Raw genomic sequence first — 23,719 nt, forward strand, 5'->3', positions numbered from 1 at the left:
TCCCGCCGAAATTGCACCCCTGCGTTACGAGCGTGCGAGGAGCGCCTCCCGCTCGCGGGTTCTTTCGGCACGCCATGTGACAGCGGCCACAGCCCTGTGGTAGAACTATATTCCTAATAGGAATATGCCAGCCAGGAGGATGAATGGCCGCGCCCGCCGAAACCCCCACCGCCGTCATCGACCGCATCTCGCTGGTCCTGGACGCCTTCGACGGCCCCGGACGCCTCACGCTGGCCCAGATCGTGCGGCGTACCGGCCTGCCGCGCTCGTCGGCGCACCGGATGCTCGAGCGGCTGGTTCAACTGCGCTGGCTGCGTCGCAGCGGTCGTGACTACGAGCTCGGCATGCGGCTGGTGGAGCTGGGTTCGCTTGCCGTGCACCAGGATCGGTTGGTGCGGGCGGCGGGCCCACTGCTGGGTGAATTGCACCGCGCCACCGGGCTTGTCGTGCACCTCGCGGTGCTCGACGGAGCCGACGTCGTCTACCTCGACAAGGTCGGCGACCGCATGGTCGGTGCGATCCCCACCCGGGTCGGCGGCCGTCAGCCCGCGCACTGCACCGCGGTCGGCAAGGCGATCCTGGCTTATCGCGACGAGGAGACCGACATCGACTTGGGCGCCCGCCTGACCAAATACTCGATCTCCAGCGCTCCGCAACTGGCGACGGAACTGGCCAAGGTCAGGGCGCACGGCGTCGCCTACGAGCGCGAAGAATCCCTACTGGGGTTTGGCTGTGTCGCGGCCCCGATCGGGAGTCCCGGTGAGGCCGTGGCGGCCGTGTCGGTGTGCGGTCCGCTGAATCGCATGGCGCTCGACCAGCGCCTCGCCGCCCCGGTGCGAATGACCGCGATGGGCGTGTGGCGCAACGTGGAGGGCGGCCCGCAACGAGTCGCCCCGACCCTGCAGCCGCTGCGGCCGCTGCTTTCCCTGCGGTCACAACACCCCGCCCCCGCGCGACAACCCGCCCTGCAGTACGCGTGAGCCTCGACCCGCAGATCGCGGCGATCATCGAGCAATTGGACAGTGGGTTCCCCCCGGTTCAGGAGATGAGCGGCGCGCAGGCTCGAGCCCTCATCCGGTCCAGATTGGTGCCGCCGGCGCGGCCCGAACCCATCGCCGAGGCCGCCGATCGCTCCATCGACGGTCGGGACGGCCCGATACCCGTCCGCGTGTACCGTCCCGACGCGGCCGGACCGCTGCCGATCGTGGTCTATGCACACGGCGGCGGGTTCGTCTTCTGTGACCTGGACAGCCACGACGGGCTGTGCCGCAACCTCGCCAACCTCGTTCCCGCCGTGGTTGTTTCGGTCGGCTATCGGTTGGCCCCGGAGAATCCCTGGCCGGCGGCGGCCGAGGACGTGTACGCGGTGACGCGCTGGGCGTACGACAACGCCGGGTCGCTCGGGGCCGATCCCGGCCGTCTGGTCGTGGGCGGCGACAGCGCCGGCGGCAACCTGGCCGCGGTGACCGCGATCATGGCTCGCGACCGCGGCGGCCCGGCGCCAGCGGCCCAACTGCTGCTCTACCCGGTGATCGCGGCCGACTTCGACACCGAGTCCTACCGGCTGTTCGGCCAGGGCTTCTACAACCCCAAACCGGCGCTGCAGTGGTACTGGGACTGCTACGTGCCCTCGCACGACGACCGCGCCCACCCCTACGCCACACCGCTGAACGCCGACCTGCGCGGGCTCCCGCCCGCGGTGGTGGCGGTCGCCGGCCACGATCCCCTGCGCGACGAGGGACTGGCCTACGGCGCCGCCCTGACAGCGGCCGGCGTGCCGACACGGCAATTGTGTTACGACGGCGGCATTCACGGGTTCATGACGATGCCGACGCTCGACATCGCGCACCGGGCGCGCAAAGAGGCGACCGCCGCCCTCGCCGAGCTATTGCAGCGCTAGATCGTTGGCGGGCAACGCTTCCGCCGCACCGTAGCGTTGCCCCGGATCGAGCACGCAATGGGTCCGCCCGAAGACGGTGACCATGCACTTGTTGTTGTGGGTGCAGCGACTTCGGGTGGCCGGATCGGCGATCATCCTGGAGATCAGGTCCGGTTCGCGCAGCAGGGCCCGGCCCATCGCCACGAAATCGAAGCCTTCGCGCATGCCGGTCTCGACGTGCCCGCGATCGGTGATCCCGCCCAGCAGGATCAGCTTGGTGTTGCGCATGAGGGGGACGAACTGGCGGGCATTCTCCAGCATGTAGAGGTCGTGGTAGGGGTACTCGCCCATCGCCCACTTTCCGATGAAGCGGATGCCGGTGCGCATCGGCTGGGGCATGACTTGGGCGAACTCCTTGACCGGGACGTCACCACGAAACAGATACATGGGCTTGAAAACCGAAGAGCCCTGGGTCAATTCGATCGCATCCAGCACAGCGTCGGCATCGAGCAGTGCGGCGGTGCGTAGCGCCTCGTCCACCCAGATACTGCCCGGCACGCCGTCGTCCATATCGAGCTTGGCGGTCACCGCGATGCTGTCACCGACCTCGTCGCGCACGCGCCGGGCGATCTGGCGGCACAACCGCGACCGGTTGTCGATGTCGCCGCCGTATTCATCCCTGCGCCGGTTGATCAACGGACTCAAAAACGAGCTCGGCAGGTACAGGTGGCCGAAATGCAGTTCCACGGCGTCGAAGCCCGCGTCGGCGGCCACCCGGGCGGCGGCGCCGAATTGATCGATCACCCGGGCGATCTCGGCGCGGGTGATCTCGCGGCAGTAACCCATGGAAGCGGGGTTGATGAACCTGCTCGGCGCCATGGGCGTGACTCCGGTCAGCTTCTTCTGCGCCACCACACCCGCATGCCCGAGTTGGGCCGAGATGGCAGCGCCGTCGTGGTGGACCGCGTCGGTCAGCTTCCGCAGGCCCGGGAGGGCGGCCGCGCTCATCACGATCTGCCCGGGCGCGCTGGCGCCCTCGGGCGCCACACAGCAGTACGCGACGGTCGTCATGCCGACGCCACCGCGGGCGAAGGCCCGATGGAATTCGATCAGATCATCGGTCACCAAGCCCTGCGGCGATCGGCCTTCCGACGTCGCCGCCTTGATCACCCTGTTACGCAAGGTCACCGGCCCCAGCACGGCGGGGGCGAAAGGGTCCGGCGGCGCTGCACTCATACGGCGACACTGACCCCGCATCCGCACATGGTCAACGGTAGGTTCCCGGTGGCTGGGAGCCGACGACGCCGCGTCCCCGCCGTGTCATACGGTCGGCTCATGGCCGAGGGCGAAGTCTTCGTGATCGACCGGGTGGTGACCCGACCCGGGTGTGCCCGCCGATTCGTCGACGCCTACCTCGCCGAATACGCCCCCGGCGCGCGCGCCCGCGGGATGACGCTGCGCGACATCCTCGTGAGCCCACCGATCTGGTTCGACGATGACAGCAACGTCATCACCGCGACCTGGACGCTGCCCAGCGCGCAGGCATGGTGGGAGATGACCTGGAAAGGCCGACCGGATCCGGCGTTGGGCGAATGGTGGTCGCGGATCGGCGAATTGGTCACCGAGCGGTCCCGCTCCTTTGCCGCGGCCGCCGACGACGTCGACGGGCTGTGCGATGTATAACCTCACGCGGCTGATCGACGTCGCCGACGCCGATCGCGACCGGATCCTCGACGAGCTGCGCACGACCGCCCGCGCGGCGGCGCCGCTGCGCGGGGTGGTGCAGCCGACGCTGCCCGGCTCGCGCAACGGGGGCGACATCCTGCTGCACCTGCGGTTCGCCACCGCGGACCAATGTGCCCGCGCGACAGAGGATCTCGCTGCCGTGCTGGCCGATCCGGCGGTGGATCGGGTCAACGGCGCGAGCTATGCGGGTTCGCCCGTGCGCTGCGGCGAGGCGGCCGGCACGGTCTACCGGACGCTGTTGCTGCGCGTGCAGCCGGGCACACCCGAGCCCACCCTCGCCCGGTTCGAGCGCGAGCTGTCGTCGATGCCGCGGTACCTACCGACGATCCGGGTCTGGCAGCTGAGCCGGGTGTCCGCGCCGGTCGGAACCTGCTCGTGGACACACGTGTTCGAGCAGGAGTTCGCCGACGTCGAGGCGCTGATGGGGCCCTACCTGATGCACCCCGTCCACTGGGCGGTGGTGGACCGCTGGTTCGACCCGGAAACCACCGACGTGATCATCCGCGACCGGGTATGCCACAGCTTCTGCGCCATCCCCGACCCGGTGCTGAGCTAGACGCCCGCGGGCAGGATGCCCGGATTGGCGGTCGCCGGCGGCTGTAACGGGGGCAGCACTTCGGTACCGTCCAGGCTGTGCACCGGCAGTCGCTGCGACCACGGGTAGTGCAGGCTGAAGGCGACCAATCCGGTGCGCTCCGCGGCGGGCAGATGGCACATTGCCAGCACGGTCTCGGCCAGATATTCGACCGGTTCGGTCGGGAACGAATCCGGGATCAGTTGCGCGGCACCGGGCGTGCGTACCGCGGTCGACGGGCCGACGCAGTTCACCGCGATGTTGGCGTCCAGCAGCTCGGCGGCCACGCCCTGGGTGAACCGGTGCAGCGCAGCTTTCAGGGACGCGTAGACCACGTCGCCGGAGGTCTTGTTGTATTCGCGGTACGGCCGAACCGGGGCCACGCCGGTGACCGAACCGAGGTTGACAATCCAGCCCGCCCCTTGGCCACGCATATGCGGCACGGCCGATTTCGTCAGCGCGAACGGGATGCGCAGGTAGTGCTCCACGGTGCGGTCGAACGTCTCCAGGCTCATGTCCTCGACCAACGCGTAGTCGGCGAAACCGGCGTTGTTGACCAGGATGTCGATGCGTCCGGTTCGGTCCAGGACCGCGTCGACCAAACCGTCGCGCTGCTGCGCATCCTCCAGGTCGCTTGCAATGCCGAACGCCGAGCCGCCGTCGGCCTCGATCAGTTCCACCGTTTCCCCGATGGTGCCGGGCAGAGCGGTGGCCGTTCCGGCCCGCGTCGACAACGAAGGCGTGTGCGATCGTGCGGTGACCGCGACCGTGGCGCCCTCGGCCGCCAGCCGCCGCGCGATGGCGCGGCCGATGCCTCGGCTGCTTCCGGTGACCAAAGCGGTTTTGCCCGACAGCAATCGGCTCATCGAAGTTCGAGATCCTCCTCGGCCGGGGCGCGGTGATCGCGCCAGAAGTCGACCAGGCGGTACGGGAAGGCGATGACGATCCGGTCGCCGGAACGGTAGTAGGTGTGGGCCGACGGCGTGTGGCGCCATACGGTGCCGGCCATGGTCGAATCGAGGCGGGCGACGTAGTCCTCGTAGGCGCGCTGCGTCACCTCCAAGGTGGTGGCCTTGCGCAGCGCCATCAACTGCAGGCATTCCATCACGTAGTGCACCATCACTTCGACACCGAAGTTGTGCCCCGCGCCGTGACCCGGACTGTAGTTGGGGGCCGAGGAGATGAACAGGTTCGGGAATCCCGGCACCATCCCGCCCCGGTAGGCCCGCGGCGAGTCGCCCCATTCCTCGGTCAACTTCTTGCCGTCGCGACCCCGAATATCCACCGTGGAAAGGAAATCCAGGTAATAGCCGGTCGCGTAGACGATGACGTCGAGGTCGATCTGCCTGCCGTCGGCGGTCACGATGCCGGCCTCGTTGACCCGCGCGGGCTCACTGGCCTCGACGTCCACGTGCTCGCGGGCCAGCGCCGCGTAATAGCCGCCGGGATCGCGGATGATCCGCTTGCCGTAGGGCGCAAAGTCGGGCGTGACCTTGCGGGCGAGCTCGCTGCCCGCACCGAACACTCGATCGATGTAATCGAGGCAGATCTGCAAAAGCACGTCGTTGGCCGGCGAGATCGACAGATGCTCGGCCGCCCACTGCTCGTCATGCAGGATCACCGGATAGTTGTTGTCCGATGTCCCCCAATAGGACTTGAGCCGAATCCAATTGGCGTAGTAGGGCAACCGGGTGCCCAGCCACCGCCGATAGGCGGGAACATCGTCGGAGGGCCGGCGCCGCGGCGCGACCCAGTGCGGCTGGCGTTGAAACACCGTCATGTGCGCGACCTGGTCCACGCACGCGTCGACGATCTGGACCGCGGTGCACCCGGCACCGATGATCGCGACCCTCTTCCCCGTGAGATCCAGGTTCGGATCCCACAGCGCGGAATGGAGAGAAATTCCCGAAAACGTTTCGCGGCCCGGGAGTTCCGGCCACCGCGGCCGGTTGAGGTACCCGGCGGCCGGGATCACCGCGTTCGCGTAACTGACGTCGCGGGTTCCGTCCGGTCCGACCGCGTGGATCTGCCACTGCCGGCGGCCCTCGTCCCACCACAACGCTTTCACCTCGGTACCGAACCGGGTGTTCCTGCGGAGGTCGTTCTTGTTCGCCACCGACACCAGGTAGGCCTGATACTCCGCACCCTGCGGGTAATAACTCGACCAGTCGCCGTTGATGTCTCGCGAGAGCGAGTAGTAGGCCGAGGGCGTGTCCACCCCGATGCCGGGATAGGTGGTGGTGTACCAGGTGCCGCCGACCTCGTCGTTGCGCTCGATGATCTGATAGTCGATACCGGCGTCCGCGCACGCGAGCGCGGCGGTGATGCCGGCGATGCCCGCGCCGATGATGACCACCCGGAAGTCGGCGGGAAGCTTTGCGGTGCGCGGCAGTACCGGTTGTGAGGGCTGGAAACCACCCTGTTCGAGGAGCAGTCCGAGGTACTCGGGGTCGATTGTTCCGCCGAGCGCGATGGGGGCGACGCGGGCGAACAGGTCGAGGTCGTCGGCCGGCACCGCGTCCGCCCGGCGAGGCTCCCGTAGCGCCGTGACGATCTCGTCGATGAGCTGCGCGGCCGTTTCCGGATCGGTGACGCCCGCCTGCTCCGGCGGGTCGGGCACATGGGTGATTTTCGGTGCGAACCGCTCGGCGACGGTCGGGTCCCCGGTCAGCTGCGCCAGCACGGCGACCAGAACGCCAGGATCGGCCTGGCGCAGGTTGGCGCGCAGGTCGTCGACTTCGTCGAAATCCGGGCCCGTCCATCCGGCACTTTCAGTCGTGAACGGGACGCCACTGCTCATGCCACCGAGTATCGGGGCGATCCGCGGCCATGGGCAGGGCCGTGTCTACTCAGCGGGACGCGAACGACCCGCCGACGGGCATCGGCGCCTACCGTGACCGGCATGCAGTCCGACGACCTCGACGCCATGATCGAACGGGCGCGTCGCCACGGGCTCGGCGATATCCCACGGCGATCGGCCCGCCGGCACCCGCACAAGATCGCGATCATCGACGACGGTGTCGCGCTGACATTCGCCGAATTCGACCACCTGGTGGACCGGGCGGCGGCGGCGTTGCACGACAGCGGGTTTCGGCCCGGCAGCCGATTAGGGCTCTTGTCACGCAACTGCTGGCAGTACGCCGTGCTGGCATTCGCGACGGCCCGTGCGGGAGTGGTCCTGGTCCCGATCAACTTCATGCTGACCGCCGAGGAGGTCGCCTACATCCTCGGCCACAGTCGGGTCGGCGGCCTGGTCGTCGAAGCGGATCTGACACCGACCGCCGAGGAGGCGATTCGGCTCGGTGGGGCGGTCAGGGCCAAGGTCGCCCTGGTGCCGAAGGGACACCAGGGCGTGCCCGGTTGGGCGGATTTCAGCCAGTGGCTGACCACCGACACACCCGCCCCGAGCCCGCACATCGACGACGACCAACCCGTGCGGCTGATGTACACCAGCGGGACCGAATCCCGGCCCAAGGCCGCCATTCACACCAGCCGCAGCCTGATGTGGCAGTACGTCAGCACGATCGTCGCCGGCGAGATGTCGCACGACGACGTCGAGATCCACTCGCTCCCGCTGTATCACTGTGCGCAGCTGGACAACTTCCTGGCCACCGACGTCTACCTCGGCGCCACCAGCATCATCCTGCCCCGGCCCGAGCCCGACGCGGTGTTGCGCACCATCGAGCGCTACCGCGTCACCAACTATTTCGCTCCCCCGACGGTGTGGATCTCGTTGCTGCGCTCACCGGTGTTCGACGAGGTCGACCTGTCCAGCCTGCGTAAGGGCTATTACGGGGCCTCGGCCATGCCGGCGGAAATCCTGCGCGAGATCCGCGAGCGGCTGCCCAACCTACGACTGTGGAACTTCTACGGCCAGACCGAGTTGGCGCCGCTGGCCTGCGCCCTGGGACCCGACGAGCAGGACGCCCACGGCGGCTCGGCCGGCCGGCCGGTGCTCAACGTGGAAACCGCCATCCTCGACGACGACGACAACCCGGTCACCGCCGGCGCGGTCGGCGAGATCGCGCACCGCAGCCCGCACTTGACGCCCGGCTACCTCGACGACCCGGAGCGCACCGCCGCGGCCTTCAAGGGCGGCTGGTTCCACTCCGGCGACCTGGGCTACTTCGACGAACACGGACTGCTGCACGTCGTCGACCGCAAGAAGGACATGATCAACAGCGGCGGCGAAAACGTGGCCAGCCGGGAGGTCGAGGAGATCCTCTACCGGCACAACGGTGTTCAGGAAGTCGCGGTGTTCGGACTCCCGCACCCGGTGTGGGTGGAGACGGTGGTGGCCGCCGTCGTCCCGCGCGACGGCACCGTTCTCACCGAAGAGGACCTGGTCTCGCACTGCCGGGAGCGCTTGGCCGGATTCAAGACGCCCAAACGCGTCTTCTTCGTCGACGAGCTGCCGAAGAACCCCAGCGGGAAGCTGCTCAAACGCGTACTGCGGGAGCGTTTCAGTCTCGATCAGCACGCCCTCAGTTGATCCCGGGCCGACGCCTCCTCACTACAGTGGCCGGGATGAGCCCAGTTCTCGATACCGACACCCTGAAGACGCGCTGATGGCACTCCCCCGTCTGGTCCCGCCGGCCAGTGCCGACGCCGCGACCGCCCAGGAGTTGCGCAACGAGGTGCGCGATTTTCTAGCCGATCAATTGGCCGCGGGCGCGTTCACCCCTTCGGTCGACGCCTGGCTGACGGGCTGGGACGAAAGTTTCACCGGCGCCCTCGCGGCCCGCGGGTGGCTGGGCATGACCGTGCCGACCGAATACGGCGGGCACGGGCGCTCATTCCTGGAACGGTTCGTCGTCACCGAGGAACTCCTGGCCGCCGGCGCACCCGTGGCCGCGCACTGGATCGCCGATCGCCAGATCGTGCCCTCGCTACTCAAATACGGTACAGAGCACCAGAAGTCGGAGTTCCTGCCCCGGATCGTGCGCGGCGAATGCTTTTTCGGCATCGGGATGAGCGAGCCGGACTCCGGTTCCGATCTGGCCAGCGTGCACACCCGCGCCGCCCGCGTCGACGGCGGCTGGTCGCTCACCGGCACCAAAGTGTGGACGTCGGGCGCCCACCTCGCGCACGCGTTCATCGCGCTCGCACGCACCGCACCGGTGGACCCGGCGAACCGGCACGCCGGGCTGAGCCAGTTCATCGTCGACCTGCGGGGCCCCGGCGTCGAGATCCGGCCGATCGTGTCGATGAACGGCGCCCACCATTTCAACGAGGTGATCCTGGAATCGGCCTTCGTCCCCGACACCATGGTCTTCGGTGAGATCGGCAACGGCTGGCAACAGGTGACCTCCGAGCTCGCCTTCGAACGCAGCGGGCCCGAGCGGTTCCTGTCGACGTTCGTGTTGTTGGAGTCCTGCGCCGACCGCATGGCGTCAAACGCCATCCCGCGCGACCCCGATCTGGGGCGCCTGGTGGCGCGCATCGCCGGCCTACATCAGATGTCCACCGCGGTGGCGGGCGCACTGGAACGGCACGAACCCGCGGACCTGCCCGCCGCGGTCGTCAAGGTGCTGGGCACCACCACCGAAGGCGACATCGCGGAATTCGCCGACCTGCAGGAGGCCCCCGACTCGGCCTTCTCGGACCTGGTGTGCGCGGCCGTCGATCAGCGGCCCGGCTTCACACTGCGCGGCGGCACCAACGAGGTGTTGCGCGGTGTGCTCGCGCGCGGGTTGGGCATCCGATGAGCGCCGGGCCCTCCGTTGACGGCGCCCTCGTCGAGATGATGGACGCGGTGTTCTCCGATTACCGCGACAAGCACCCGCCCGCGGCGACGATCGAGCGCGACCCCGCCCTGTGGCGGCGCCTCGACGAACTCGGCCTCGTGCGCATGACCGGTGCCGAACAGCACGGCGGTAGCGGGGCAACCTGGTACGAAGCCGCCGAACTGGTGACCGCGGCCGCCGGCCACGGGGTTCGAATCCCGTTGGCCGAGCACGACTTATTGGCCTGCTGGCTACTGGAGGCCAGCGAAATGCCCACCGACGACGCGGTTCGGACCGTGTGCGTGCTCGACAAGCAGGGAACCGCGACGGCGGTGCCCTGGGCCAGTTCCGCCGAGCGGATCGTGGTCGTGTGGCGAGCCGAGGGCGGACACCGGGTTGCCGACGTCGCCGCCGAGCAGCTCACGGTCACCCCGGGCAGCAACCTGATCGGCGAGCCACGCGACACGGTGACCGCCGAGCCGGCGGGCCTGCAGGGCGTCCCGGTCACCGCGGCTCTGCTCACCCAGCTGCGGCTGAAAGCCGCGCTGGTGCGATCCATCCAAGTGAGCGCCGCCCTGGATCGGATCCTGCAGCTGTGCGTCGACCACGCGGCCGCGCGGGTCCAGTTCGGTCGCCCCCTGGCCAAGTTCCAGGCCGTACAGAACCTGATCTCCGATATCGCCGCCGAGGCCGCGCTCGCCCGCGCGGCGACCGAGGCCGCACTGCACGCCGGGGTCATCGGTCAATGGTCGGCGCCGCACCTGGAATTCCTTGTGGCCGTGGCGCGTTCGTGCGGCGGCCACGCCGCCTCGGTGGTGGTGCGCAACGCCCACCAAGTGCACGGCGCGATCGGCACCACCCAGGAGCACCGGTTGCACGAGTTCACCCGCGCGGCGCTCGCGTGGCGCTCGGAGTTCGGCTCCGTGCGGTATTGGGACGAACGGCTCACCGACGCGGCGATGCACGCGAGCGCCGGAGCCCTGTGGGAGCTGATCACCGGCTGAATTCCAGGCCGTGTTCCACTGACCGGGCATCGGCGATGTTACCGGGACCACACCGGAGTTGACTCGTGCCCATGAGCACCGACATCACGCTGCCGGAATTACAGGAGTTCATCGCGTCCTTCTGGTACCACTACGACGAGGCCCACTACGACGAGCTGCGGCGCAGCTACGCCGAGGATGTCCGCTACCTGACCCGAAGCGATTCCGGCGCAAGCCCATTCGAAGAGCTGATGTCACCGGAGCTCACCGGTCGTGACGCGGTGATGGAATGGCTGTCCGAGCACCGCAAGCAAAGCCCCTACCCGTTGCGCCACCACGCCACCAACGTGCACCGCACCGGCGCTGACGACGGGGTCACCCGCGCGCGCTTCTATATCTTCGTCAACCAGATCGCCAACTTCGTGCCGTTCGCGGTGTCCAGCGGGGTGGTCAACGTGGGCGTCCGGCGCCGCGGCGCGGGCCCACTAGGCCTGGAGTTCACCGAGATGGACGTGATCCTCGACGCCACCAACTCGGTCCTGCTCTCGGACCTGCACGCCGAAAGCGGCGCCGGCGCATAGTCATGGACGCTCGGGGCATCTTCGGGGGCGGCGTCGCGGTCATCACCGGCGCCGGATCCGGCGTCGGCGCCGGGCTGGCCCGGTACGCCGACCGGTTGGGCATGACGGTCGTGCTGGCCGACGTCGACGGGGCGGCGGTCGCGGCGCTGCGCGAGGAGCTGTCCGCCGGTGGCGGCGTGGCGCACGATGTCGTCTGCGACGTGCGAGACCCCGAGGCCGTGCAGGACCTCGCCGACCGCGCCTACCGCGACGCCGGTCCCGTGCGCCTGTTGGTGAACAACGCGGGGATCGAACAATTCGGCTACCTCTGGGATACGCCGGTGGCCAACTGGCAACGCGTCATGGACGTCAACGTCAGCGGCGTCTTCCACGGCGTGCGGGCCTTTCTGCCGAAGATGATGGCCACCGATGACCAGGCGTGGGTGTGGAACATCGCATCGGTGGGCGCGGTGGTGGCGATCCCGTTGCAGGCGCCCTACATCGTGAGCAAGCACGCGGTGTTGTCGTTGACCGAATGTTTGCACCTCGAGGTGCAGGCCACGGGACACGACCATCACATCCACGTCCAGGCCGTGCTGCCCGGGCCGGTGCGCTCCAACATCTTCGAGTCGGCGGGCGGCGTGGACCCGGGCGCGGCGGGCGACGCCGCCGCCGAAACCCAACGCTCGACCATGCTCGGGATCAAGGCGGCGTCCATGGATCCGCTGGAAGCCGCCGAGAGGATCTTCGGACAGTCCGCCGAGGGCCGCTTCTATCTGCACACCCACCCGGACAGCGTCGGCGCGGCGATGGCCGAGCGGGCCAATGTGCTGGCCGCGCAACAACCCCCACGACTGCGGACCGAGACCCGGTTCGAATCCGCACCGCACTGACGTGACCGCGACATGACCCCGCACGCACTTGATCCCGACGCGGCCGCCCGCATCGCCTCGTTCGGCGAGATCGCTCCGATGCGGCAACGGGGTTTGGCCGCGGTGCGCGCCGGGCTCGAATCCGCGCCGCTGCCGCCACGCATGCCCGAGATGGCCAGCCTCACCGAGACGCTCGTCCCCAGCGACGGCAACGACGTGCCGGTCCGGATTTATTGTCCGACAACGGCTTCCGGTGGCCCGGTGCTGGTCTATTTTCACGGGGGCGGCCTGGTGATGGGATCCAACCGCTCGTTCGAACCGCTGGCCCGTGAGCTCGCCTCGGCTGCGGCGGCCACCGTGGTGGCCGTGGACTACCGGCTCGCCCCGGAGTCAGCGCCGCCCGCCCAGTTCGACGACGCCTATGCCGCCACCGAATGGGTGTGGCGAAACGCCGCCGAATTGGGCGTCGACGCCGAGCGGCTCGCGGTGGTCGGCGACAGCGCCGGGGGTGCGCTGGCGGCGGCGGTGGCGCTCGCGGCGAGGGATCGCCACGGGCCGGCCATCTGCGCGCAGGTGCTGCTGTATCCCGGCCTGGACCGCGACATGTCCGTCGCCTCGATCGCCGCGATGCCCGACGCACCGCTGCTCACCCGCGATGACATCGAGTACATGCACGCGCTGGCCGACGGCGACGCCGGCCCGCCCACGGACCCGTATCAGGTTCCCGCGTACGCGACCGATCTGTCGGGCCTACCGCCGGCGATCGTGGTCACCGGGGGCTGCGACCCGATCCGGGACTGGGGTGAGCGCTACGCCGACCGGCTGCGCGACGCCGGCGTGCAGACCACCGTCACCCGCTATCCCGGGATGTACCACGGCTTTCTGATGCGCTCCGATGCCACCGCGCGGGGGCGGCTGGCCCTCGCGGAGATCGGGGCGCTGCTGCGCGCCAAGTTCGCCCATCCGCTTCGGTTTGACGTCCCGATCACCGGACAGCCGTCGACCGTATCGCCGTGATGCTGCGCACAATCAACCAACCTTGAACCGACAAAGGAGACCGCTGATGCTCACCGACGAGCGCCGGATGGAGCTTTCCGACGTGCTGCGACCGGCCGCGCCGCCCCGCGAGATCGACAACGTCTACACCGACGACCAGCGCGAGCGCCTTCTCGATGTGGTGCGCACGGAAGGCCCGTGGAAGCTGATCATCGCGCAGCACTTCGCGTCCGCCGACGAGTTGATGGCGACGATGAGCGGCATGTTTCCCGAGGGGTTCAGTCCATCGCTGGATTTGTTTTTGACCCCGACCTTCCGCGGCTATCTCGCGAACTACGGCGCCGTGCTCTACCCGCAACTGCACGACTGCTTCTACAACGAGCGCTTCCTGCAGATGGCCAAGGAGTACTGGAACGCCGAATACGCCAAGCCCCAGTTGATGCTGTTCAACATCAACGGACCCTGCGCCAATCGCGACCCCGGCCACTTGGATTCGCCGAGCTTCCGCGGTGTGCGGCACGAAAACGCCCCGACCTGGTTGACCAGCGTCATGGGCAAATCCGGCCTGTTCCGCGACTATCTGATCAAGATGGCGCAGGTCATCACCTGGTTCTCACTCGATGCCGGCAGCGGCTTCACCTACTGGCCGCACGGTCCGCTCAAGGCGCCACAACGCATCCTGCCGCCGATCAACAATCGCGGCGTGGTGGTGCAAAACGAGATGATGGTGCACCGCGGTGAGGCGAATGGCCCACTGGATCAACAGATTCCGCCTGGACTGGCGTTCGACACCGTGTTCGCCGGCGACCCGACGAGCCGCGAGCATTGGCTGCTGAAAAACGGCGAAGACGTGATCGCCCGCCACCACACCGACGAGCTGCGGTTTCTGGTGCACTGGTCGGCCGAAGTGTTCTCCGACTTCGACGAGCTGCAAAAGAACATGGACGGCAGCGACGACCTGACCGTCGACAAGGCCATCGACATCATGGTCGACGACCTCAAGGGCAAGGGCATCGACCTCGACATCCCGGCCGAGCCGCTGCACGACCCGGCGTTCATCAGCGCGCTCAACGCCGCCTATGACCTGGGCGGCCCGGCCACCTATCCGGAGGAAGCCCCGATCAGCGCCTTCCAACTGGCGTGACCGAAAGGCCTTGCACCGTGGATCGTTTCGCCGATCGGCGCGTCATCGTCACCGGTGCCGGCTCCGGCATCGGACAGGCCACCGTGGCCCGGCTGCTCGACGAGGGGGCCACCGTCGTGGCCTATGACGTCTCGGCGGACGGGCTGGCGCGCACGGCGGCCGCCGCCGACGAGGCCGGCACGGCCAAGCGACTGACCACCGCGGTGCTCGATATCTCCGTCGAGGACGATGTCGTTGCCGCCGTCGATGCCGCGGCGGCCGACCTGGGCGGCCTCGAGGTACTGGTCAATGTTGCTGCGGTGCAGACCTGTTCGCACACTCACGAGACCACGCTGGCCGACTGGAACCGGACGCTGGCGGTCAATCTGACCGGCACCTTTCTGATGACGCGTCAGGCACTACCGGCGCTGCTCGAATCCGGCCGAGGTGTCGTCGTCAACTTCACCTCGACCGCTGCGTCGTTCGCCCACCCCTACATGGCCGCGTATGCCGCCAGCAAGGGCGGCATCTTGAGTTTCACCCATTCGCTGGCGCTGGAGTACTCCAAGCGAGGGCTGCGCGCGGTCAACATCCAGCCCGGCGGGATCTCGACGGCGCTGGCCAACAGCACGCTCGAGAAAATGCCCGACGGCTATGACCTGGGCCTGTGGGCCAAGCAGACTCCGCTGCTGCACGGTGCGGACAGCGAAATCCTTGGCGACGCAAGCGCGGTCGCCGCGGTGATCGCCATGGTCGCTTCCGACGACGGGGCATTCGTCACCGGAACGGAGATTCGCGTCGACGGCGGCGCGCACGCGTGAGCGTCCCGCCCGGCTAGCGCACCACGACGCTGCTCGGCGTCCGGGGCGAGCCGAGCATTTCCCGGTGCGACGGCGGGCGGCGGCCGCCCTCGTCGGTGATCCCATAACGCTCAGCGAGTTCCGCCCCGATCAGCGCCTGCCCGCTCAGCTCCTCCAGGTGCGGATCGCAGAACAACGCGTGGATCAAATGCCCGGTGAATTCGGGTGTTTCGGCATGCTCGGCCGTTGCGGCCAGCGCCGCAGGATCCGCACTGAAAGCGGCGCGGAGCTTTTCGGTCAGCAGGATGCCCATCCAGATCGACACCGTCGCGACCCCGGTGCCCCGGAAGTCCACCGCCATGTCGGCGACCATCTTGTCGACGCCGGCCTTCTGCGCACCGTACGCGGGACCGTGCATGTAGCACACCGACCCCGGCGAGGACGTGAACGCGATCAGGCCGCGGCCGGCGGCGACCAGCAGCGGCGCGGCGCACCATGACGCGACGTAGGACGATCGCAATCCCACATCGAGCACATCGGCCAGCTCGAGTGGCTTCTCCCAGAAGGGCTTTGGGCTGACCAGCGCGTCGGAGATGGCCGCGGCGTTGTTGACCAGGAGGTCGAGGCGGCCGCACTCGTCTTGCACGCGGTCGAACAAGCCCTTGACGGCGTCGTCGTCCCCGTGATCGACACGGACGGCCACGACGCCGGGTGGGGCGTCGCTGATGGTGCGGCTCGTCCCATACACCCGCCAGTCGCGGGCGGCGAGCGCGGCCGCGATACCGCGTCCGGCGCCGCGGCTGGCTCCTGTCACGACGGCGACGCGTGATGCACCATTCACGGTCATCAGATTACGGGGTCGACGACCGCCAATTCTCCTGTGGCCACGGCGGCCTGGATCGAGTCCCGCAGCGCGGCACACACCAGGAACGGCCCGCGATGATGACCGGCGAGGCGCTCGGCCTCACGGCGCTCGATGCAGCGCTTCGCGGCATCGGCGTTCCACTGCACACTCGTCTGGTTCCAGCTGCTCTTGCGGGCCAGCACCCGCGCACCGCACTCGCGGCACGTGACCGGGGCCATGGGCGTGTCGACCAGTCGATTGTCGGTCCTGGCGGACCAGTCGAGTGCCATCACACCGAGCCGGCCGCGGCGGACCGCGCCGCCAGGTTCGCCTCGACCTCTTTCATCCACGCCTCGTAGGGCCGGGTCGTGTCGAGTTCGAACTCGAAGCGATCCACCATGTCCGGTTGCACGTCGGCGACGTCGACGTAAAACTGCTGATACCAGCGGCGCAGCTGATACACCGGCCCGTCCTCCTCGACCAGGAGCGGGTTGTCGATGCGCGCCTTATGCCGCCAGATCTCGACGTCCTGCTCGAAACCGAGCTTGACGTAGTCGCCGAGGGTGACCGCGGTTTCCATCGCCTGGTCGTCGGGCATCACCTCCGACTTTTTCACGATGATGCCGTATTGCAGCACAAAGGAATTCGCGTCGATCGGATAGTGGCAATTGATGAGGATCGTGTTGGCGTCGCCATGCTCGTAGTGATACGTCAGGTCGTCGATCATGAACGAGGGACCGTAGTAGGACGCCACCGACGTCGTCCCCAGCATCTGCGATCCGGTGCCACCCATGTCCGGCCGGCTGCCGCCGTTCATGTACTGCGTGGCGACGTGCCCCTCGAAGATGTTCTTGAAGTACGTGGGCAACGAGCCGTGAATATAGAAGAAGTGCGCCATATCCACGACGTTGTCGATGATTTCGCGGCAGTTGCTTCCCACGACCGTGGTGTACCAATGCCAGTCGGTCCACTGGTCGCTGGTGGCGCCCTCGATGCGCGGGATCGTCACGTCCGGTGGCGGCGGTTTGCGCTCGGGGTCGTTCCAGACGAACAGCATGCCGTCCTGCTGCAGCGTCGTCCAGGCTTGTGTGCGGGCCAGTTTGGGGGTGCGGCGGCTGTAGGGCACCTGCTTGCAGCGGCCGTCGCCGCCCCAGCGCCAGTCGTGGAACGGGCAGGCGATCTCGTCGCCCTTCACCTCGCCCTGGGACAGGTCGCCGCCCATGTGCCGGCAATAGCTGTCGAGCACGTTGATGTTGCCGTCACCGCTGCGGAACACGACGAGCTTCTGTCCGAAGGCGTTGATCGCGTGAGGTTTGCCGTCGGCGAAGTCCCGGATCAGTCCCAGGCAGTGCCAGCCGCGGGCGAACCGCGTCGGCGCCGCCTGCGCTTCTATCAACCGAATTTCGTCGGCCTCAGTCTGCGACGTCATGGGCGCGATTCAACTCCCCCGGGCCGGCGTGTGGGCCGGGTTGTTCCACTCATCAGGACGGCTCTTCCGGTATCGCGCCTGCGCGGCCTACCGTTTCGAACGTGACGACGCGCAGCACGACGATCCCTGCCGGGCTTCCCGTGGCCGACACCGCCGTGGATCTGCTCGTCGTCGGCTCCGGCACCGGCATGGCGGCGGCGTTGGCCGCCCACGAATCCGGGTTGTCGGCGTTGATCGTGGAGAAATCGTCGTACGTGGGCGGCTCGACCGCCCGGTCCGGCGGCGCGCTGTGGCTGCCGGCCAGCCCGGTGCTGGCCGAGGCCGGCGCCGGCGACAGCGCCGAAAGCGCCGGCGCCTACCTGGACTCGGTGGTCGCCGGGTCGGCGCCCGCGCAGCGGTCGGCCGGGTTCCTGGCGCACGTGTCAGCGACGGTGGACATGCTGCGCCGCATGACGCCGCTGCGGCTGTTCTGGGCCCGCGATTATTCCGACTACCACCCCGAGGCGCCCGGTGGCAGCGCGGCCGGGCGCACCTGCGAATGCCGTCCGTTCGACACCTCGCTGCTCGGCGCGTACCGCACCCGGCTGGAGCCCGGCCTGATGGAGGTCAGTGTTCCGATGCCGACGACGGGCGCCGACTACCGCTGGATGAATCTGGTCGCCCGGATGCCGCGCAAGGGCATTCCCACGTACGGCAAGCGATTGGCGCAGGGCGTGGCGGGCCGCATGGTGGGCCGGCGCTACGCGGCGGGCGGTCAGGGCCTGGCGGCCGGGCTGTTCACCGGTGTGCTGCGCGCCGGGATCCCCGTGTGGACCGACACCGCGCTCGTGCGGCTCGTCCGCGACGGCGAGCGCGTGACGGGCGCCGTCGTCGATCACGGCGGCCGCGAGGTGACGATTACCGCCCGGCGCGGCGTCGTGCTGGCGACCGGCGGTTTCGACCACAGCATGGACATGCGGTGGAAATTCCAATCGGAGTCGTTGGGCGCCGATCTCAGCCTCGGTGCCGCGGCCAACACCGGCGACGGCATCCGGGCGGGCCAGGAACTCGGCGCCGGCATCGACCTGATGGATCAGGCGTGGTGGTTCCCCGCCATCGCGCCGTTGCCCGGCAAGGCGCCCGCGGTGATGCTGGCCGAGCGGTCGCTTCCGGGCTGCCTCATCGTGGACCAGCACGGGCGCCGGTTCGCCAACGAAGCGACCGACTACATGTCGTTCGGGCAGCGGGTGCTCGAGCTGGAGCGATCCGGCAGCCCGGTCGAGGCGATGTGGATCATCTTCGACCAGCAATACCGCAACAGTTATGTCTTTGGCGCCGAACTGTTCCCGCGCATGCGCGTCCCGCAGGCCTGGTATGACGCCGGCATTGCGGCCCGCGCCGATAATCTCACCGATCTGGGCGCGCGGATCGGTGTACCGGTGTCGGCGTTCTTCGAGACGATGACGCGGTTCAACCACAACGCCGCCGCAGGCGAGGATCCCGACTTCGGCCGCGGCCGCAGCGCGTACGACCGTTATTACGGCGACCCGACGGTCAAGCCGAACCCGAATCTGCGTCCGTTGGTCAACGGCCCCTTCTACGCCGTGAAGGTGGTGCTGTCCGATCTGGGCACCTGCGGTGGGCTCAGGACCGACGAGCGGGCGCGGGTGCTGCGTGAGGACGGCGGGGTGATCGCCGGGTTGTACGCGATCGGCAACACCGCCGCGAACGCGTTCGGCACGACGTATCCGGGTGCGGGCGCGACGATTGCGCAGGGTCTGGTGTACGGCTACATCGCGGCCCAGGACGCGGCGATCGCGAGCGCGGCGCAGCCGGGCGAGGCGGGTCGGCGCCATCGGACCTAGCGGCGATCGCGAGCGCGGCGCAGCCGGGCGAGGCGGGTGGGCCCCATCTGAGCTAGCGGCGATCGCGAGCGCGGCGCAGCCGGGCGAGGCGGGTCGCCGCCATCTGAGCTAGCGGCGATCGCGAAGGCGGCGCAGCCGGGCGAGGCGGGTCGGCGCCATCTGAGCTAGCGGCGATCGTGCGCGCGGCGCAGCCGGGCGAGGCGGGTCGGCGCCATCTGAGCTAGCGGCGATCGCGAAGTGTTATGCGGCGCCGGGATTGTCGGCTTCGTCGTCGTCGTGTTCGTGGTGGAGGAGTTTTTCGGGGTGGTGGTAGGTGTTGGTGCGGGGTTGGCCGCGCTCGAGGTGGGGTGGGGGTTTCCATTCGGTGTCGCCGCGGGTGTTTTTGCGGGTGGTCCAGCCGCCTGGGTCGAGCATGCGGTGATGGGGGCCGCAGGCGAAGGTGAGCTGGTTGATGTCGGTGCTGTGGCAGGTGCTGTAGTCGGTGGTGTGGTGGACTTCGCAGTAGTAACCCGACACGGTGCAGCCCGGGGCGGTGCAGCCGCGGTCCTTGGCGTACAACACGATTCGCTGTCCCGGGGAGGCCAGCCGCTTGGTGTGATAGAGCGCCAGGGCCTTGCCCTTATCGAAAATCGCCAAGTAGTGATGGGCGTGGCGGGCCAGGCGGATCACCTCACTCATCGGCAGGATGGTGCCCCCGCCGGTCAGGGCTCGCCCGGCGGCGGCCTCCAACTCGGCCAGGGTGGTGGTGACGATGATCGAGGCCGGTAACCCGTTGTGCTGACCCAACTCCCCAGAGGCCAACAGCGCGCGCAGCGCCGCCAGCAGGGCGTCATGGCCGCGCTGAGCAGCCGAGCGGGTATCACGATCGATGGCCTCTTGGCTGGGCGTCCCCTCCACGCACGGGGTGTCGTCGAGAGGGTTGCACATGCCCGGCGCACCGAGTTTGGCTTCCACGGCCTCCAGCGTGGCGCGTAGTTCGGGGGTGATCAGGCCCCGCAACTCCGACATGCCGTCGGCTTGTTGGCGGCCCAGGGTCACCCCGCGGCTACGGGCGCGGTCCTCATCGGTGAAAAGGCCGTCGGGATTGAGGCAATCTTCCAGGACGTGGGCCAGGCCGTCGAGTTCGTCGGGCCGGTGATACGCGGCGTGACCGGCCAGGTCGGCCTCGACCGCTCGCGGGTCACCGGGTCGATCCAGCCCGGCAGGCGACGAAAGAACCGGCGGATCACCGCCACATGGGCGGCGCCGAGTTCACCGCGGGCCTGGGCGGCGGCGGTGGCCGCCAACACCGGGGGCAAGGGTTCACCGGTCAGGCCGTGGCGCGGGCCCAGATCGGCGGCGTCTTTGACCCGCCGGCCGGCCTCGGTGTGGCTGATCCGCAGCCGGTCGGCGATCGCCTGATCCAGCGGGCCGCCGAGTTCTTCGATGCCGGCTTGGCGGGCCAGGTGATTGATCAACGCATGCTCAGCCACCGGCAACCGGCGGCGCGCCCTTTCGCAGCGCTCCAACAACGCCAGGCACTCCCGAGGAGCCAGCGCATCAAAACTCAGCCCCGCCACGCCCTCGATCGCGGCATCAAGCGCATCGAAGGCCGCGCTGATCGCGTCCCGATCGATGACGCCGCCCGAACCCATACCGTCAAACTATCGAGGCCCACCGACACAAAACCCCGCAATGTGACCACAGAAACCACAGTGACACAAGGGAATTCAATATCCGTTTCCGATATCCGAAACAGCGAGCGGGCGAGCGGAAACGAGCGACGGCACCGGAAAGGCGCACCAGAACTAGTCTGAACCAGAACTAGTCGGCGCCGCGCTTCGCCTGGACCTGTTTCTCGATTTCCCGCCAATACCCCGGCGTGGGGCGCGGCTTGCCGAACCCGCCCTTCTCGGCCTTCTTCAAGACGGCGTCGGCCTCGTCGATGTCCTTCATGAGCTCGAGCGCGAACTCACGCTCGGCGGCGTAGTACTTCGCCGCCCAGCGCAAGGCGATCACCGAATACGCCCATGCGGGTTCGCCCTCGGCGCCGTCGGCATCCTCCACCGCCTTGCGGTGGCGGGCATCGGCGAACGCCACGTGTTCTTGCAGCAGTTCCTTGAGCCGAGCCGGATTGGTGAGGTGACCGAACGTAACCCGAAGCAGCACACTGTGTTTGAGCACCGGCGGGTCCACCGGCGCGTCGTTGACCCACTCGATTGCGGCCGCCATGCCGGCTTCGGTGATCTTGTAGAGCCGGCGGGTGCGGGTGCCCTCGTCCCGCTCGACGCGCGACGTGACCAGTCCCAAGCCCTCCAGCTTCTTCAGCTCCGTATAGATCTGGCTGTAGGACGGGCTCCAGTAGTACAGATCGACGCTCCAGTCGATCCACTTCTTGAGGTCGTAGCCGGAGATCTCCTCCTCGTAGGACATCATGCACAGCAACGCGCGACTGGTCGCGGCCAATGCCGCGTTCGTCGGCTTTTTGCTGGCAGGGTCCGTTTCGGAGTCCACGTGGCCAGGTTAACAACACGCACCCTAGATTGGGGGACATGGACCGCTGGCTGGGACGCCCGTGAAATTCTCCTTCCCCGTTCCGCACATGCTGCGCCTCAAGGCGATTTCGCAACCATGGGAAGCGACCGTCACGGGCCCCGAACAGCGGCGCATGATGCGGTGCGCCGACCAGTGGGGCTACGACATGATCGCGGTGCCCGAACATCTCGTCATCCCGACCGACCACGTCGAGTTGTCCGGGCCGCACTACCTGCATTCGACGGTGGCCCAGGCCTTCATCGCCGGAGCCACCGAACGGGTCGCCGTCAATTCCTGCATCACCATCCTGCCGCTGCAGCATCCGATCGTGCTGGCCAAAGCGCTTGCCACCGCCGACTGGATGAGTGGCGGCCGGATGATGGTCACGTTCGGCGTCGGATGGCTGGCTCGGGAGTTCGAGCTCGTGGGCGTGCCGTTCGCGGAACGCGGGCGGATCGCCGACGAGTACCTGGCGGCCATCGTTGAACTGTGGACCAGTGACGCGCCGACATTCGAAGGACGCTACGTGTCGTTCGCCGACATCGCCTTCGAGCCGAAACCCGTTCAAAAACCCCATCTCCCGATCTGGATCGGCGGCGACGCCGACGCCGCGTTGCGCAGGGCCGCCACCTTTGGTTCGGGCTGGTGGCCGTTCCTAACCAAGCCCGAGCAGATCGCCGAAAAGCTGGACTACATCAAGTCCCAACCTTCCTATGACGGGCGGCCTTTCGAGGTGATGCACGGGCTGGGCACCAACCGGGTCGGCGAAGGACACGTCGCGCGCCGCGACGCAAGCGATCGGCCGGGCATGAGCGCGGCGCAGATCGTCGACCGGTTGGGCTGGCTCGCCGAGCAGGGCGTTACGATGACCGCGGTCCCCGTTCCGGCCGTCGGTGGCGTGGACGAGTACCTCGACTACGCGCAGTGGGTCATCGAAGAGATCAAGCCGCAGCTCACCTGACCTGCAGCCCGCGCCGGCGCACCCATCCGAGCGCGGCGACGCTGCACGCGACCCACACGGTGACCGCGATGCCAACGTGGACAAGGCTCTTGGTGTCGCGCCCGAACACCGGCCAGATCAGGGCGGGCACCTGCTGCCACAGCACCCGGTGCTCCACACCGTTCATCGGGTCGGCCACGTAATACAGCGCGTACGGCAGCGCGAGCGCCAGCAGCCAACTGCGCGTGCGGCGCAGATCGCCGCGCTGGCGCCAGCGCCGGACCAGCGGCTCGACGCTGACCGGGTGCAGCACCGAGATGAGGTTTCCCACGCCCAGCCACGACACGATGGGAACCGCCACGGTGGGGATCGTAATGCCCAGGCGCGCAGGCGTTTCGAGCCACAGCGTCAGCACCGTCGCGGCGGCCAGGGTGGGCAACCCGACGATCGCGAGCAGGGCGAGGTTCTTGATCAGCAGGATCCGCCCGAACGGCACGCCCGCGGACAGGCCCCGAACGATGCGGTAATGATCCGCGCCCAGGAAGTTGGTGGTGGTCACATCGGCGAGGACCCACGACGAGAAGTAGGTGCCCACCAGGATCACCCAATCGTGGTGACGGCCCACCGGGGTCAGCGGCTGCACCAGCAGCCAGGCAGCGGCGACGACCACGTTGGCCACCACCCCCATCAGCCAGGTGCGCGGCGGCATGAACGCCCACCGGATCTCGGCGACAACCGCCGGGAACAAACCCTTCTCGAAGTCCTTGGCGGCGCGCTGTGCCGCGGCGGGACGGGGGGCCGAGGCCCGCACGAGGGCGCGCAGAAGAGCGTCCAACTGATGTGGCCTCCCCCGCTATCGGCTCGTCGGCGTTCGTCCGCACCGCACGCA

22 protein-coding genes and 1 pseudogene are annotated in these 23,719 nt (G+C 68.4%); 14 read left to right on the top strand and 9 right to left on the bottom strand.

Annotated features, from left to right (window positions below; all coding sequences use genetic code 11):
• Positions 1-143: 143 nt before the first annotated feature.
• A complete protein-coding gene (locus OCQ_RS13295; protein ID WP_014384847.1) occupies positions 144-980 on the top strand; it encodes an IclR family transcriptional regulator in 837 nt (278 codons plus the stop codon).
• Complete coding sequence (locus OCQ_RS13300; RefSeq protein WP_014384848.1) at positions 977-1,900, top strand: alpha/beta hydrolase; 924 nt, start codon at positions 977-979, stop codon at positions 1,898-1,900. The genes OCQ_RS13295 and OCQ_RS13300 overlap by 4 nt, the downstream gene beginning before the upstream one ends.
• On the opposite strand, the gene OCQ_RS13305 is transcribed toward OCQ_RS13300, so the two are convergent.
• Positions 1,886-3,115, bottom strand: a complete 1,230-nt coding sequence (locus tag OCQ_RS13305) for an NADH:flavin oxidoreductase (RefSeq protein WP_009957254.1) — start codon at positions 3,113-3,115, stop codon at positions 1,886-1,888. The two genes, OCQ_RS13300 and OCQ_RS13305, sit on opposite strands and share 15 nt — an antisense overlap.
• A 99-nt stretch (positions 3,116-3,214) precedes the next feature.
• On the opposite strand from OCQ_RS13305, the gene OCQ_RS13310 reads away from it, so the two are divergent.
• Both OCQ_RS13310 and OCQ_RS13315 read left to right on the top strand, forming a co-directional pair.
• Positions 3,215-3,562: a hypothetical protein gene (locus OCQ_RS13310; RefSeq protein WP_009957256.1), complete on the top strand. Its 348-nt coding sequence runs from the start codon at positions 3,215-3,217 to the stop codon at positions 3,560-3,562.
• Complete coding sequence (locus OCQ_RS13315) at positions 3,555-4,181, top strand: Dabb family protein (protein ID WP_014384849.1); 627 nt, start codon at positions 3,555-3,557, stop codon at positions 4,179-4,181. The genes OCQ_RS13310 and OCQ_RS13315 overlap by 8 nt, the downstream gene beginning before the upstream one ends.
• Here OCQ_RS13315 and OCQ_RS13320 read toward each other — a convergent pair.
• Positions 4,178-5,065: an SDR family NAD(P)-dependent oxidoreductase gene (locus tag OCQ_RS13320; RefSeq protein ID WP_014384850.1), complete on the bottom strand. Its 888-nt coding sequence runs from the start codon at positions 5,063-5,065 to the stop codon at positions 4,178-4,180. The two genes, OCQ_RS13315 and OCQ_RS13320, sit on opposite strands and share 4 nt — an antisense overlap.
• Positions 5,062-6,999, bottom strand: coding sequence for a flavin-containing monooxygenase (locus OCQ_RS13325; RefSeq protein ID WP_014382695.1), 1,938 nt, complete (start codon positions 6,997-6,999; stop codon positions 5,062-5,064). The genes OCQ_RS13320 and OCQ_RS13325 overlap by 4 nt, the downstream gene beginning before the upstream one ends.
• 93 nt (positions 7,000-7,092) lie before the next feature.
• Between OCQ_RS13325 and OCQ_RS13330 the strand changes: the two genes are divergently transcribed.
• The 8 genes from OCQ_RS13330 (at position 7,093) to OCQ_RS13365 (ending at position 15,280) form a co-directional block, all read left to right on the top strand.
• On the top strand, positions 7,093-8,691 hold the full coding sequence (locus OCQ_RS13330) for an acyl-CoA synthetase (RefSeq protein ID WP_014384851.1): 1,599 nt from the start codon (positions 7,093-7,095) through the stop codon (positions 8,689-8,691).
• A gap of 76 nt (positions 8,692-8,767) precedes the next feature.
• Positions 8,768-9,907, top strand: coding sequence for an acyl-CoA dehydrogenase family protein (locus OCQ_RS13335; protein WP_014384852.1), 1,140 nt, complete (start codon positions 8,768-8,770; stop codon positions 9,905-9,907).
• Positions 9,904-10,929, top strand: a complete 1,026-nt coding sequence (locus tag OCQ_RS13340) for an acyl-CoA dehydrogenase family protein (protein WP_014384853.1) — start codon at positions 9,904-9,906, stop codon at positions 10,927-10,929. Before OCQ_RS13335 ends, OCQ_RS13340 begins: the two co-directional genes overlap by 4 nt.
• Before the next feature lie 71 nt (positions 10,930-11,000).
• Positions 11,001-11,489: a nuclear transport factor 2 family protein gene (locus OCQ_RS13345; RefSeq protein WP_009957264.1), complete on the top strand. Its 489-nt coding sequence runs from the start codon at positions 11,001-11,003 to the stop codon at positions 11,487-11,489.
• Between the two features lie 2 nt (positions 11,490-11,491).
• Positions 11,492-12,361, top strand: a complete 870-nt coding sequence (locus OCQ_RS13350) for an SDR family NAD(P)-dependent oxidoreductase (RefSeq protein WP_009957265.1) — start codon at positions 11,492-11,494, stop codon at positions 12,359-12,361.
• A 12-nt stretch (positions 12,362-12,373) separates the two neighbouring features.
• Positions 12,374-13,357 carry an alpha/beta hydrolase gene (locus tag OCQ_RS13355; RefSeq protein ID WP_014384854.1) on the top strand — a complete coding sequence of 328 codons (984 nt, stop codon included), beginning with the start codon at positions 12,374-12,376 and terminating at the stop codon, positions 13,355-13,357.
• Between the two features lie 46 nt (positions 13,358-13,403).
• On the top strand, positions 13,404-14,480 hold the full coding sequence (locus OCQ_RS13360; protein WP_014384855.1) for a hypothetical protein: 1,077 nt from the start codon (positions 13,404-13,406) through the stop codon (positions 14,478-14,480).
• Between the two features lie 17 nt (positions 14,481-14,497).
• Positions 14,498-15,280 carry an SDR family NAD(P)-dependent oxidoreductase gene (locus tag OCQ_RS13365; protein ID WP_014384856.1) on the top strand — a complete coding sequence of 261 codons (783 nt, stop codon included), beginning with the start codon at positions 14,498-14,500 and terminating at the stop codon, positions 15,278-15,280.
• Between the two features lie 13 nt (positions 15,281-15,293).
• On the opposite strand, the gene OCQ_RS13370 is transcribed toward OCQ_RS13365, so the two are convergent.
• Genes OCQ_RS13370 through OCQ_RS13380 form a run of 3 tightly spaced genes read right to left on the bottom strand, consistent with a single transcriptional unit; the run spans position 15,294 to position 17,532 of the window.
• Complete coding sequence (locus OCQ_RS13370) at positions 15,294-16,106, bottom strand: SDR family NAD(P)-dependent oxidoreductase (protein ID WP_014384857.1); 813 nt, start codon at positions 16,104-16,106, stop codon at positions 15,294-15,296.
• Positions 16,106-16,393, bottom strand: coding sequence for a hypothetical protein (locus OCQ_RS13375; protein ID WP_008257273.1), 288 nt, complete (start codon positions 16,391-16,393; stop codon positions 16,106-16,108). Before OCQ_RS13375 ends, OCQ_RS13370 begins: the two co-directional genes overlap by 1 nt.
• Positions 16,393-17,532: a Rieske 2Fe-2S domain-containing protein gene (locus OCQ_RS13380; RefSeq protein WP_008257275.1), complete on the bottom strand. Its 1,140-nt coding sequence runs from the start codon at positions 17,530-17,532 to the stop codon at positions 16,393-16,395. Before OCQ_RS13380 ends, OCQ_RS13375 begins: the two co-directional genes overlap by 1 nt.
• Positions 17,533-17,633: 101 nt before the next feature.
• On the opposite strand from OCQ_RS13380, the gene OCQ_RS13385 reads away from it, so the two are divergent.
• Positions 17,634-19,376: a 3-ketosteroid-delta-1-dehydrogenase gene (locus tag OCQ_RS13385; RefSeq protein ID WP_080588017.1), complete on the top strand. Its 1,743-nt coding sequence runs from the start codon at positions 17,634-17,636 to the stop codon at positions 19,374-19,376.
• Between the two features lie 240 nt (positions 19,377-19,616).
• Here the strand turns inward: OCQ_RS13385 and OCQ_RS13390 are convergent.
• Positions 19,617-21,010 (bottom strand): annotated as a pseudogene (locus OCQ_RS13390) (HNH endonuclease signature motif containing protein).
• A gap of 169 nt (positions 21,011-21,179) precedes the next feature.
• Entirely contained in the window at positions 21,180-21,869 is a 690-nt protein-coding gene (locus OCQ_RS13395; protein ID WP_009956802.1) for a PadR family transcriptional regulator, read from the bottom strand.
• A gap of 61 nt (positions 21,870-21,930) precedes the next feature.
• Here OCQ_RS13395 and OCQ_RS13400 point away from each other — a divergent pair, with 61 nt between their 5' ends.
• Positions 21,931-22,851, top strand: a complete 921-nt coding sequence (locus OCQ_RS13400; RefSeq protein ID WP_014382706.1) for a TIGR03619 family F420-dependent LLM class oxidoreductase — start codon at positions 21,931-21,933, stop codon at positions 22,849-22,851.
• On the opposite strand, the gene OCQ_RS13405 is transcribed toward OCQ_RS13400, so the two are convergent.
• A complete protein-coding gene (locus OCQ_RS13405; RefSeq protein ID WP_014382707.1) occupies positions 22,844-23,641 on the bottom strand; it encodes a hypothetical protein in 798 nt (265 codons plus the stop codon). The genes OCQ_RS13400 and OCQ_RS13405 overlap by 8 nt on opposite strands.
• Positions 23,642-23,719: the final 78 nt, after the last annotated feature.

The organism is Mycobacterium paraintracellulare (assembly GCF_000276825.1).
In the GTDB taxonomy this organism is placed as follows: Bacteria; Actinomycetota; Actinomycetes; order Mycobacteriales; family Mycobacteriaceae; genus Mycobacterium; species Mycobacterium intracellulare.